Annotated in this window: 14 protein-coding genes; 12 read left to right on the top strand and 2 right to left on the bottom strand. The window is 70.0% G+C overall.

What is annotated here, in order from left to right; all coding sequences use genetic code 11:
• Positions 1-41: 41 nt before the first annotated feature.
• The 11 genes from ACH54P_RS33895 to ACH54P_RS33845 all read left to right on the top strand — a co-directional run bounded on the left by ACH54P_RS33895 (position 42) and on the right by ACH54P_RS33845 (position 8,508).
• Entirely contained in the window at positions 42-1,661 is a 1,620-nt protein-coding gene (locus ACH54P_RS33895) for an AAA family ATPase (RefSeq protein WP_489907372.1), read from the top strand.
• The gene (locus ACH54P_RS33890; protein ID WP_489907371.1) at positions 1,658-1,873 is read left to right on the top strand and encodes a DUF2997 domain-containing protein; all 216 of its coding nucleotides are present in this window, start codon (positions 1,658-1,660) and stop codon (positions 1,871-1,873) included. Before ACH54P_RS33895 ends, ACH54P_RS33890 begins: the two co-directional genes overlap by 4 nt.
• Positions 1,861-2,436, top strand: a complete 576-nt coding sequence (locus ACH54P_RS33885; RefSeq protein WP_489907370.1) for a 4Fe-4S single cluster domain-containing protein — start codon at positions 1,861-1,863, stop codon at positions 2,434-2,436. The genes ACH54P_RS33890 and ACH54P_RS33885 overlap by 13 nt, the downstream gene beginning before the upstream one ends.
• The gene (locus ACH54P_RS33880; RefSeq protein WP_489907369.1) at positions 2,433-2,870 is read left to right on the top strand and encodes a hypothetical protein; all 438 of its coding nucleotides are present in this window, start codon (positions 2,433-2,435) and stop codon (positions 2,868-2,870) included. Before ACH54P_RS33885 ends, ACH54P_RS33880 begins: the two co-directional genes overlap by 4 nt.
• Entirely contained in the window at positions 2,867-4,060 is a 1,194-nt protein-coding gene (locus ACH54P_RS33875; protein ID WP_489907368.1) for a hypothetical protein, read from the top strand. The genes ACH54P_RS33880 and ACH54P_RS33875 overlap by 4 nt, the downstream gene beginning before the upstream one ends.
• A gap of 34 nt (positions 4,061-4,094) precedes the next feature.
• Positions 4,095-4,790, top strand: a complete 696-nt coding sequence (locus ACH54P_RS33870) for an ESX secretion-associated protein EspG (RefSeq protein WP_489907367.1) — start codon at positions 4,095-4,097, stop codon at positions 4,788-4,790.
• A 72-nt stretch (positions 4,791-4,862) separates the two neighbouring features.
• On the top strand, positions 4,863-5,357 hold the full coding sequence (locus ACH54P_RS33865) for a hypothetical protein (RefSeq protein ID WP_489907366.1): 495 nt from the start codon (positions 4,863-4,865) through the stop codon (positions 5,355-5,357).
• Entirely contained in the window at positions 5,357-5,911 is a 555-nt protein-coding gene (locus ACH54P_RS33860; protein ID WP_489907365.1) for a DUF3558 family protein, read from the top strand. The genes ACH54P_RS33865 and ACH54P_RS33860 overlap by 1 nt, the downstream gene beginning before the upstream one ends.
• Positions 5,912-5,924: 13 nt before the next feature.
• Positions 5,925-7,334, top strand: coding sequence for a hypothetical protein (locus ACH54P_RS33855; protein ID WP_489907364.1), 1,410 nt, complete (start codon positions 5,925-5,927; stop codon positions 7,332-7,334).
• Positions 7,335-7,384: 50 nt separating this feature from the next.
• Entirely contained in the window at positions 7,385-8,134 is a 750-nt protein-coding gene (locus tag ACH54P_RS33850) for a PhzF family phenazine biosynthesis protein (protein ID WP_489907363.1), read from the top strand.
• Positions 8,134-8,508, top strand: coding sequence for a YccF domain-containing protein (locus ACH54P_RS33845; RefSeq protein WP_489907362.1), 375 nt, complete (start codon positions 8,134-8,136; stop codon positions 8,506-8,508). The genes ACH54P_RS33850 and ACH54P_RS33845 overlap by 1 nt, the downstream gene beginning before the upstream one ends.
• Here the strand turns inward: ACH54P_RS33845 and ACH54P_RS33840 are convergent, their stop codons facing one another.
• Both ACH54P_RS33840 and ACH54P_RS33835 read right to left on the bottom strand, forming a co-directional pair.
• Positions 8,509-9,309, bottom strand: a complete 801-nt coding sequence (locus tag ACH54P_RS33840) for a metallophosphoesterase (RefSeq protein ID WP_489907361.1) — start codon at positions 9,307-9,309, stop codon at positions 8,509-8,511. It abuts the gene before it with no gap.
• A gap of 37 nt (positions 9,310-9,346) precedes the next feature.
• Positions 9,347-10,141 carry an HAD-IIA family hydrolase gene (locus ACH54P_RS33835; RefSeq protein WP_489907360.1) on the bottom strand — a complete coding sequence of 265 codons (795 nt, stop codon included), beginning with the start codon at positions 10,139-10,141 and terminating at the stop codon, positions 9,347-9,349.
• A 191-nt stretch (positions 10,142-10,332) separates the two neighbouring features.
• Between ACH54P_RS33835 and ACH54P_RS33830 the strand changes: the two genes are divergently transcribed.
• Positions 10,333-12,114, top strand: coding sequence for a multicopper oxidase family protein (locus ACH54P_RS33830; RefSeq protein ID WP_489907359.1), 1,782 nt, complete (start codon positions 10,333-10,335; stop codon positions 12,112-12,114).
• Positions 12,115-12,124: the final 10 nt, after the last annotated feature.

The following is a 12,124-nucleotide window of genomic DNA, read 5'->3' as shown; positions in this document are numbered from 1 at the left end:
GGGTTGGTAGGGTCCGAACGGACTTCGCGAGGGGGCGATCGATGGCCGGCCAGGGGTTTCGCGACGAGCTGACCCAGTTGCTGCAGGCGCGCTACCCGCTGCTGGTCGTCGAAACGCACGAAGAGCAGCGGGTGCTGCGGGAGATCCGCGCGGTGGCCGAAGACGCGCAACGGCTGCGCACGCCGCGCCGCGTGTACGTGTGGTCGTCCACCACCGGGCTGGCCCCGGCGGGCGGCCCGCCGATCGCCGAGACGCGCGCCGCGTCGGCCGCGCTGGAACGCGTCTACGGCTGGGGCGAGCCCGCCGTGTTCGTCTTCGCCGACCTGCACCCGTCGCTGGTCTCCGAAGGCGGGCACCGGCCCGATCCCGAGGTCGTCCGCCGGCTGCGCGAGCTCGCCGCCGCGTTCAAGACCCGCCCGGTGCCGCTGAGCCTGATCCTCGTGTCGCCGTCGCTGCCCGTACCGCCGGAGCTGGAGCACGACGCCACCGTCGTCGACTTCCCGCTGCCCGACCAGCGCCAGATCGGCGAGCTGCTGGACGGCATGGTCGCCGCGCACCGGCAGAACGTCCGGATCAGCATCGACCGCGACAACCGCGACACGATCGTCGCGGCGGCGCGCGGGCTGACGCTGCCGGAGGCGGAGAACGCCTTCGCCAGGGCGCTCGTCGAGGGCGGCGGGCTCGACCCCAGCGACCTGGAGCTGATCCTCGCCGAGAAGCGCCAGGCCGTCCGCCGCTCGGGGATGCTCGACATCGTGCCCGCGGGGACGGGCTTCGACGCCGTCGGCGGGTTGGACCGGCTCAAGCGCTGGCTCACGAAACGCACCGGCACCTGGACGCCCGCCGCGGCGGCGTACAACCTGGCGGCGCCGAAGGGCCTGCTGCTCACCGGTGTGCCCGGCTGCGGCAAGAGCCTGTCCGCGGTGTGCGTGGCGAACATGTGGCGGCTGCCGCTGCTGCGGCTGGACCTGGGCCGCGTCTTCGCCGGGCTGGTCGGCTCGAGCGAGAAGAACATCCGCACGGTCATCCGCACCGCGGAGGGCATCGCGCCGTGCGTGCTGTGGGTCGACGAGATCGAGAAGGGCCTGGCCGGCGCGGGCGGCGGCGGGGACGGCGGCACCGCGCGCCGCGTGTTCGGCACGTTCCTGTCCTGGATGCAGGAGAAGACGGCGCCGGTGTTCGTGATGGCCACCGCGAACCAGGTCGGCTCGCTGCCGCCGGAGTTCCTGCGCAAGGGCCGGTTCGACGAGATCTTCTTCGTCGACCTGCCGTCGGCGCCCGAGCGGGCCGCGATCTGGCGGATCCACCTGCTCAAGCGCGTCACCGACGCCTTCGTGGCGAGCGAGCTGCGGATGGACGACGCCCTGTTCGCCGAGCTCGCCGACGTCAGCGCCGGCTACAGCGGCGCCGAGATCGAGCAGGCCGTGCTGTCCGGCCTGGTCGACGCGTTCGCCGAGAAGCGGCCGCTGCGCCGGGACGACCTGGTGCGCGCGGTGAAGTCGACCGTGCCGCTGTCGGTCACCCAGGCCGACGAAATCCTGGCCATCCGGAACTGGGCGGAGACCCGGGCCGTCGCCGCCACGGACACTTCCGTTCCCGTTCCGGAGCCGGTTGCGCCGCCGCCTCCGGCGTCACCGAGTGGGAGGACGATCGACGTATGACGCACCGCGTGACCGTGACGATCGGCAAGGACGGCTCGATCAGCGCCGAAACGCACGGCGTGACCGGGTCGAAGTGCCTCGACTACATCCCGCTGCTGGAGGACCTGCTCGGCGCGGAAACGGTGTCGTCGGAGTTCACCGAGGACTACCGGCGCACCACCGCTTCCGCGGAAGACACCGCGTCGCAGCAGCAGTCGCAATGGAACTCCTGAACCTCCACCGGATCGTCGACGTCACCGCGGCCGAAGGCCCCGGCCTGCGCTGCGCGGTGTGGACGCAGGGGTGTTCGGTCCGCTGCCCCGGGTGCTTCAACCCGCAGACGTGGACGACGCGCGGTGGTGTTCCGATGGCCTGGCAGGACCTGGTTTCGCGCGTCCTGGCGATTTCCGGCATCGAAGGCGTCACGCTGCTCGGTGGTGAGCCGTTCGACCAGGCGGCGCCGCTGGGTCTCTTCGCCTCCGCGGTGCGTTCCGAGGGCCTTTCGGTGATGACGTTCACCGGGCACGTCCTGGAGGAGCTGCCGCCGTCGAAGCTCCTGGACTCGACGGATCTGCTGGTGGACGGGCCGTTCCTGGCCGACCGGCCGGAGACTTCGCGGCCGTGGGTGGGGTCGGTGAACCAGCGGTTCCACTTCCTGACCGGCCGCTACGACGAGTCGATCTACGCCACCCCGAACCGCCTGGAACTCACGATCGCCCCGGACGGCGCGATCGAGCTGAACGGGTTCGCCACCACCGAAGTACTCGAAGCGCTGCTCGAAGGGGATCACCGATGAGTGTCACGCTCAAGCTGCGCAGTGAGGCGCTGGCCCAGCTCAACGCGGCCACGATCGCCGCGCACACGCAGGCCGGCGTGGTCACCGTGCGGACGCGCATGCGGCACCGCGACCTGCTGGGCCGCGCGCTGACCGGGCTGCGGGCGCAGGTCACCGACGACGGCACCTCCGTCGTCGCGGCCTGGGAGGGACGGCGGATCACGTTCGTCTACGGCCCGGACGGCGTCCAGCTGGCGCACGTCGACGGCCCCGGCCTCGTCGAGGCGGAGGCTTCGCGGCTGGTGCTGTCGGTCGACGAGGCCTACGCCGCCGAGGTGCAGCGCGCTGTTCTCGCCCGGCTCAAGGAACGCGCGGCTTCGAACGGCATGCGCGTCGAGTCCGAGCGGGTCAACGCCGACCAGTCGATCAGCGTCACGCTGGCCGCCACGTCGTGACCGAGGTCAGGGTCGGGCTGATCGAGTTCGGCAAGGCGATCCACGACTCGGTCACCGTCCCCGGCCTCGGGGAGCTGCCCGGCGGGCAGGTGAGCGCCGGGCGCGCGGTCCGCGGCGCCCGCGCGCGGCTCCGCCGGGGCGACCGGGTCCTGGCGGACAACCTGCGCCTCGGGATCGTGGTGCGGAAGAAGTTCTTCTCCAGCGACGTCGAGCCGGTGCTCGACGCCGGGTTCCTCAAGGACGTCTTCGTCGCGGTCGGGTGGCGGGACCTCGGGAACGGGGACGCGCTGGAGCTGTACACCGACGACGCCGTCGGGCCGGACCTGAGCCGCCAGGACGCTGTGGCTTCGGTTCTGGCACCGGCGTACGACCACCTGACCGGGTTCCACGTGCAGGTGCTCGTCCGGGACGGTGTCCTCCGGTTCGGCGCCTTGGTTTCGCTGACGCGGGGCGGCCGTCCCATCGGCGAGCCGATGCGGGTGCTCGGGCTGTTCGGCCCGGGCGGGCCGCTCGAGGAGCTGCCGGCCGGGCCGCCGGGCACGGTGCTGCTCGGCTTCCAGTGCGACGTGCCGCCGTTGGCGGGCGACGCGCTGACGGCGTTCCACGAGCCCTCGCAATTCGAGCGGCGCGAGGGGACGGCGGTCGTGCACGGCCTGACCGACCTCGGCACCGGCTCGGTGGTGGCGGCGGTCGAGGTGCCGGAGGGGCGGACCGCGGCGTTCACGGTCGGCGGGCGGGCGCGGGTGCTGCGGCCGATCGGCACGACGTTCAACGAGCGCAGCACGATCGTCGCGCCGGACCTGCGGATCCTGTCGCTGGCCCGTGACGGCGTGGCGGTGCGGACGACCGCCGGGTCGCGGGTGTTCACGGTCGGGCTGGCGTTCCGGGACCTGCGGCAGAACGACGTGATCGAGGCTTATGTCCCGGCTGAGGTGACTCCGCTGGCCCCGCCTCCCGCTCCTGTGTTGGATGTCAACACGGCTTCGGGACCGGAGCTGGCTCAGGTGCTTTCACCGGAGCAGGTGGCCATGGCACTGGACCTGCGTCGTCGCCAGGGCGGCTTCCCGGACGTGGAGGCGTTCGGCGTCGCGATCGGCCTGCAGCCGCACGAGATAGTCCGCCTCCGCACCCGCGCGACGGCAAGCCGGGTGGCGCTGCCCGAGACGGGTGTGCGGCAGCTCGACATCTGAAGCGCGGGGTGGCGGTTCCGCTACGCTCGGGGACGTGCCGGAGGAATTCTCACTGGGCCTGGCGGAGGTCGACGCGGCGGTCCGGCGTACCGGCCTTCCGGCGAACTGGCACCCCTTCGAGATCCGCAGCCCGGGCCACACTCTGGCGGAGCACGACCGCATCGCGGCGGAGTCCTGGGAGTCGATGCGCGCGAGAGGCTTGGCGGGGCCGGACAAGCTGGACATCGAGGTGGAGCAGACGCTGCGCGCGTGGACCCAGCCGGACGTGCTGATCATCGTCCGCGCGGCGGAAGAGGGCCGCCAGGTGTTCTACCGAGCGGCCATCGGCCACGGCCTCGGCGTGTTCTCGGAGCTGGCGGGCGAGGAGATCCTGTTCGCCCAGACACGCCCGGACCGGCTGGTCGACGTGGTGGTCGGCATGCTCCCGAGCTACCCGCCGGTGCCGCTGGCGGAGCTGACGTTCGTCCAACCGGGCTCCCAGCAGGACACCGCGGCGGCGGCCGAGTTCTCGGCGTGGCCCCTGCACCGGTACGGCACGTTCGAGCTGTCGGCCCGCGAGGGCCAGGCCCCGCTGCACCCGGTCGGCACGGTCACGTTCATCGACAACGACGGCGGCCGGTTCCTGATGTTCACCGACCCCCTGCCCGGCGGTCAGTCGCGAGTCAGGTTCACCCCTTCGGATGGTTCTCACCTGCGGACCTGGCTCCACGAGCGTGGCAGGAACCACTGACGCCGCCTGTTCGTCACTAGTACAGTGCGAGAGGACCACGCAGGGTGGTGCCGAGACTCCGGGGAGGGCGTCATGGGCGGATCGCAGTTCGGCGCACCGGGCTCGTTCACACCCCCGCCGGCAGCCGGTGACGCGGGTTCGAACTTTCTCTCGGGGCTGCTCGCCGGTCCGGTGAACGACCAGGCCGCCCAGCAGGTCGGCGAAGGCGGCCGTCACCTGAAGTCCCTCGCGGAGAACGGCCAGTTCGCGGTGAACGAGGAAGGTTTCCAGGCGTACATCAAGGCCTGCGATTTCTTCATCGACGGCTTCGACACGATGATCACCAACGTCTACAAACTGGCGAATCCGGCCCAGATGGGTGGCAGCGACTACGCCAAGGCCGTCGCCGGCTTCAACGTGAAGGTGGCCAACGGCGACCCGGAGTCGCTGATCCCCAACCTCGAAAAGATGCGAGACGGTGTCCAGCAAGCTCGCGAGGCCATGGTGATCGCGCGCAAGAACTACCGCGAGACCGAGGACGCCCACAGCATGACGTTCGCCAAGTTGAACAAGGGGCTGCAGGAGTAGTGCTCTCACGACGCGTTCCGGTTGTCGCGTTCGCCGCCCTGGCTCTGGGGTTCGGCCTTGCCGCCTGCACCAGCGAGGTCGGCGGACAGGCGAACCCGAGCTCACCGGTTTCCGCCACGAACAGCACCACGGCCGATTCGGGCGACCCCTTCGCGGGCCTGAGCCCGTGCACGATTCTCGACCAAGCCCTCGCCGGGCAGGGGTTTCCCCAAGCCGAGAAGACGGTCGCGGATCCGGCACACGGCTGCCACGCCAACAAACCCAGGTCCGGCGACACCTCGCCCGTGGATGTCGGGCTGTTCCTGCAGGCCGGCGGGAACTACAAGGACAACGTGAACAACCCGGCCAAGGCCAGCGACGGGAAGGTCAACGAGCGCCCGGCGATCGAGGAACAGGAACCCTTGAACGTCAAGGGCCAATGCGCCATCCGGTTCCAGGTACGGGACTCGCGGGCCCTGCTGTCGCTCACCTTCGGGTCGGACACCGCGGGCGCCTGCCGGCAAATCGAAGACCTCGCCCCGAAAGTCGAGCCCCTGCTGCCGAAGAACAACTGATACGGAGTCAGCCATGAGTCAGCCGCACCGGGCGCAGCACCGCCAGTCCGAGGGTGACTACTACGCGGCCACCGAACAGAAGCTCCAAGGCCACAGCGCCGATGCACCGGGGCTGACCCAGAAGGCGGCGTCGGACTATTCGGTTGCCCAGAGCAAGCTCCTGCAAGAAGGACAGACCCTGCGTGGCGGGGCGCCGACGCCGGATCAGAACTACGCGAACCAGCCACACGAAGTGCTGTACGACATGGTCCACAAGAACATGAACCTCGAGGACCTCAACGACCGCAGCAGGGTGGCCAACGTCTACGGCAACTGGCTCGCCGACGCTTCCAACCAGTTCCGCGACGCCGCCACCGCGGCCGGTGGGTCGTGGCAGGGACCGGCCGCGGACCAGGCCAACGGCTTCTTCCAGAGCACGGCCGGCCACGCCGAACAAACGGGCAACGCCATGCAGCTCGCGTCGAACCACTACTCCCAGCAGTCCGCGGCTGCCCACTACGCGAAGACCAACATGCCCGAGCCCACCGGCTTCGACCAGCAAGCCGAGTTCGACAAGGCGAAGCAGCAGTACCTGTCCGGCGACGTCGTCGGCATGAACTCGACCATGAGCGGCATCCAGGCCAAGCAGCAGCAGGCCGATGCCGCGCACCAGCAGGCCGTTCAGGTCCTGCAGAACCTCGACTCCACCTACCACGAAACCGCCAGCACCCAGCCCACCTACACACCTCCGCCGCAGCTGGGGAACGGGGATTCCACCTCGGCCAGTGGGTTCCACGGCACCAGCAGCAGCAGTTTCAGCGGCGCCCCGACAATCGGCGGAGGCGGAGGCGGAACCGGAACCGGCGGGACCACCGGTGGCGCCTACCTACCCCCAGGCACGACACCAGGCACCACCCCACCGGGAACCACGCCTCCCTCCTACGTGCCGCCCGGTACCACCAGTGGCATCGGCGGGTCCAACAACTTCGCCGGCAACAGCAACTTCCGCTCCGCGCCGGCGGCGAGCACCTTCGGCCGTCTCACTCCCGATGGGCTGGCCGTGGCCGGCGGTGGGGCGCCTGGGACGACCGCCGGGGCCGGTGGGGACACCGCTCGCGGCAAACCCGGGCGCGCCGGGAGCGGGTTCGCCGGTTCGCGGGTTTCCGGGGGTGCCGGCAGTCCCAAGGAAATGCCCGGCGAAGGCAAGGCCTCCGGCACGGGCAAGACGGGCGAACGGCTCGAACGCGGGGCCACCGCCGCCGCGGCTGCGAAGGGCAAGGGCGCGGGCGGCGCCGGGGCCGCGGGGGCCGCCGGCAAGAAGAAGGAAGACGACAAAGAGCACAAGAACAAGTACGCGGTCGAGGACGACGTCTTCGACCTCAAGCCCGATCGCGGTCCGGACGGCGAGAAGATCGTCCGGCCGACCCTCGGGGAAAACCCCTAGATCTCCCGGAGATCAAGTTCGGCGGCGAGAGCCGCGGCTACATTGGTGACATGCGCTTCTTCATCGTCGACGCCTTCACCGACCGGGCCTTCAGCGGGAACTCCGCCGGGGTCGTCCTGCTGGACGAGCCCGCCGACGCGAGCTGGATGCAAGCCGTCGCCGCCGAGATGAAGCACGCCGAGACCGCCTTCGTCGTCACTTCGGGAGATGGCCCGAAGTCGCTGCGGTGGTTCACCCCCGAGGTCGAGGTCGCGCTCTGCGGGCACGCCACCGTCGCGACCACCCACGTCCTCGGCGGCGAGCAGGTCTACACCACCAAGAGCGGCGAACTGCGCGCCAACGCCAAGGACGGCTGGGTCGAGCTGGACTTCCCCTCCGACCCACCGCGGCAGACCGACGACGACCTGTCCGAAATCCTCCCCGGTGTCGAGATCGAGTACACCGGGCGAGGCGTCGAGAACCTCTTCGCCGTCCTCCCCGACGCGGAAACGGTGAGAAACCTCGAACCGGACCTCGCGAAGCTCAAGAACACCTGGAACGGGCGGCTGCTCGTCACCGCGAAGGGTGACGACTACGTCAGCCGCTTCTTCGCGCCGGGTGTCGGCATCGACGAAGACCCCGTCACCGGCTCCGCGCACTGCATCCTGTCGCCCTACTGGTCCGAAAAACTGCAGCGCGACGAACTCACCGGCGAGCAGGTGTCGAAGCGCGGCGGGATCGTCCGGACCCGCCAGGACGGCGACCGCGTGCACCTCTCCGGCCAGGCCGTCACGGTCCTCAGCGGGGAGCTGCACGTCTGATGCGCACCCTGCTCAACCTCATCTGGCTCGTCCTGTGCGGCTTCTGGATGGCGCTGGGTTACCTGGTCGCCGGCGTGATCTGCTGCATCCTGGTCGTCACCATCCCGTTCGGGCTGGCGTCGTTCCGGATCGCGCGCTACGCGCTCTGGCCGTTCGGCCGCACGGTCGTCGACCGGCGCGACGCCGGTGCCGCGTCCTGCTTCGGCAACGTCATCTGGTTCGTCTTCGCCGGGCTGTGGCTGGCGATCGGGCACGTCTTCACGGGCATCGCGCTGTGCATCACGATCATCGGCATCCCGCTCGGCATCGCGAACTTCAAGATGATCCCGGTGTCGCTGATGCCGCTCGGCAAGGAGATCGTCGAGATCGAGTGATCACGGCTCCGGCTCGTACGGCAGCGCCACCACCAGGCACGGGCCGCCGACGAAGAGGCCGCCGTCGACGCCCAGCGCCTTGCCGCCCGCGTACAGGAACGGGCCCTCGATCTGTGTCGGGTGGATCCCCAGCTGGTCCGCGATGACGCTGTGGCCGTGCACGATCCGGGACCCGCCGAGCTCGTCCATCAGCTTCTGCGCGTTCTCCTCGCCGTCCGGGCCGCGGAACGCGTAGCGCGTCGTCATGCGGCGCCAGACGTCCCACCACGCCTCGATGTCGGAGCCCGCCAGGATCTCGCCCGCCGCCTCGTTGATCTCCTCGATCGACGTACCCCAGTCGAGGTACTCGAGCGTGTCCGAGTGCAGCAGCAGGTGGTCGGCGGCGAGCGCGGCCAGCGGGCGCGCGGCCAGCCACTCGATGTGCTCCGGCGTGAGCCGGTCCTGGTCCGACAGCAGGCCGCCGTTGATCTCCCAGCTGCGGGCGAAGCTGCGCGGGCCGAAGTCGGACGGCACCGGCTCGTCGCCGAAGTGGTACATCCCCAGCGCGAGGATCTCGTGGTTGCCCAGCAGCGTCTGCACCTGGCCACCGGCCTCGGCCGCCTGCTCCTCGAGCCGCATGACCAGGTCGATCGCGCCGACGCCGTCCGGGCCGCGGTCGACGAAGTCGCCGAGGAACCACAACTCGTCCTCGCCCCCGGACCAGTTGTCCTCGTCGTCGACCAGGCCTTCCGCTCTCAGCGCGTCGGCGAGTTCGTCACGGTGGCCGTGGACGTCACCGACCACATACGTGGACTTGCTCATCCGGTGACGATAAGCCCTGCTCCCGCCCGGCCCACCGTCAGCCTTCGCCGAACGGGTCCCCGGTCCGCCCGATCAGGTCAGCGATCGAGTCGATCACGAGGGTGGGCCGGTACGGATAGCGTTCGGCCGACTCCCGGGTGGATATGCCGGTGAGCACCAGGATGGTCTGCAGCCCGGCCTCGATCCCCGAGTGCACGTCGGTGTCCATCCGGTCGCCGATCATCAGCGTCGACTCCGAGTGCGCGCCGAGGCGGCGCAGCGCCGAGCGCATCATCAGCGGGTTCGGCTTGCCGACGTAGTACGGCGACCGCCCGGTGGCCCGCTCGATCAGGGCCGCCACGGACCCGGTGGCCGGCATCGAGCCCTCCACGCTCGGGCCGGTCGCGTCGGGGTTCGTCGCGATGAACTTCGCGCCGCCCTCGATCAGCCGGATCGCGCGCGTGATGGCGCTGAAGCTGTACGTCCGGGTCTCACCCAGCACGACGTAGTCCGGGTCGCGCTCGGTCAGCACGTAGCCGACCTCGTGCAGCGCCGTCGTCAGGCCCGCTTCGCCGATCACGAAGGCCGAGCCGTTCGGCCGCTGCGACGAGAGGAACTTCGCGGTCGCCAGCGCCGACGTCCAGATCGACTCCTCCGGGATGTCGAGCCCGGTGCGCTCGAGCCGCGCCCGCAGGTCGCGCGGGGTGTAGATCGAGTTGTTCGTCAGCACCAGGAAGTCGATGCCGTTCGCCTTCAGCTCGGCGAGGAACTCGTCGGCCCCCGGGACGAGGTGCTCCTCCTTCACCAGGACGCCGTCCATGTCGGAGAGGTACGTCCACCGGCGTTCGTTCATGGGCGAAACCTATCACGCGCGCGAGACACCTGCGGTACGCGGCGAAAAGGGTTACAGTGGGAATTGCTGGTATCGCGAGGGGAGTCGCGCATCCGGTCACCGAGGGGGCTTGGGGGAATACTTTTCGAAGCCGACGGCGCACCCGCCGTGGCGCAATTCGTCCTGCCCCCGATCGCGAAGGGGGAGAACAAATGACCGATATCATCGAACGCCCGGCGACCACCGGTCCCATCACCGGTCCGAACTGGGGACTCACCAAGTTCCTCGACCCACTGCGGATTCCACCGGTGCTCCGGCCGCATTCCTGGTGGGGCCAGGACATGATCACGATTCCGATGATCGCGAAGCGGCAACGGCTGCACTCACAATTGCCCCAAAGTACGTTGTGGACGTACGCGGGCCATTTCCCGGGTCCGACGATCGAAGTGCGCAGCGGCAAGCAGCTGCGGATTTCGTGGTCGAACGAAATCGACGGCGAGTTCCCGCTCGTCGCCGTTCAGGGCCCGGTCGCGGACGCGCCGACCAGCCGCCCGGGCCGCGAGCTCGACCGGCCCGGCTACTCGATCATCGAGGGCGTCGCGGACCTGCCGTCGTGGACGGTCGTCCACCTCCACGGCGCGCGCACCAACGCAGGCAACGACGGCTGGGCGCACAACGCCGGCCTCAAGGGCACTTCGCAGCTGGCCGAGTACCAGAACGTCCAGCCGGCGATGCCCCTCTGGTACCACGACCACGCCATGGCGATCACGCGCTTCAACGTCCACACCGGCCTCGCCGGGATGTACCTGATCCGCGACGACGAGGAGGACGCGCTCGACCTGCCGCACGGCGACCACGAGATCCCGCTGATCATCACCGACCGGAACCTGGACACCGACCCGGTGACCGGCGAACTCACCGGGCAGCTGCTCTTCAAGGTCCCGGTGGTGCCGAACGGCCCGATGATCCCGTTCTCGGGCCCGTTCAACCTGGTCAACGGCGTGATCTGGCCGCACCTCGACGTCGACGCGCGGTGGTACCGCTTCCGGCTGCTCAACGCGGCCAACTCGCGGTTCTACACGCTCAACCTGGTCGACGAGGACAACGTGGCGCACAACGACGCCGTCCGCCTGATCGGCACCGACGGCGGCCTGCTGCCCGCGCCGGCGGAGCTGCCGGCGGGTGGGCTGACCGTCGCGCCGGCCGAGCGGTTCGACGTCCTGATCGACTTCAGCCGCTTCCAGGGCCAGAAGCTCAAGCTGCGCAACGCCGACCCGCGGCTGGGCGGGATCGAGCCCGACCTGATGGAGTTCCGGGTCGACGGCCGGGCGAAGCACGACCCGTTCCGGCTGCCGGAGCAGATCTCGACGTCGTACCAGCGGCTGGTGCACGGCTCGACGCTGCCGGAGGACCACGACCACGTCTGGATCGCGCTGCTGCTCAACGCCGAGGGCCACCCGGAGATGTGGGACCTCGAGCAGATCGAGGCCGACCCGGGCGGCGAGGGGATCATCCAGCTGAACGACCCGGCGGGCGGCCTGAAGACGTTCCGGATGATCGGCCGGCTCTTCGACGACACCACGGGCATCTTCATCGACCACGACCGGTGGGCCGTGTGGAACATCCTGCACGTCGCGAACGGCGGGCCGGCGCACCCGATCCACATCCACCTGACGGAGTTCCAGGCGCTGTTCCGGCGGCGCTTCACCACGACGTTCGACCAGCCCACCGAGCGGACGACCGCGCCGATCGACGGGTTCACCGACGTCCCGCTGGAGAAGTACGAGGAGGGCTGGAAGGACACGATCATCGTGAACCCCGGCCAGTGGGTGAGCGTCGCCGGGCGGTTCGGCGGGGGCACCGGCGAGTTCATGTACCACTGCCACATCCTCGACCACGAGGACGAGGGCATGATGCGGCCGTTCGTCGTGCACCCGCCGGAGGTGGCGAAGTTCCACGTCCACCCGGGCGGCGACCACCACCACGCGGCCTGACCCGCGTCGG

The organism is Amycolatopsis sp. N2S4-7 (genome assembly GCF_058119595.1).
This window is presented reverse-complemented; position numbering and strand designations above follow the sequence as displayed.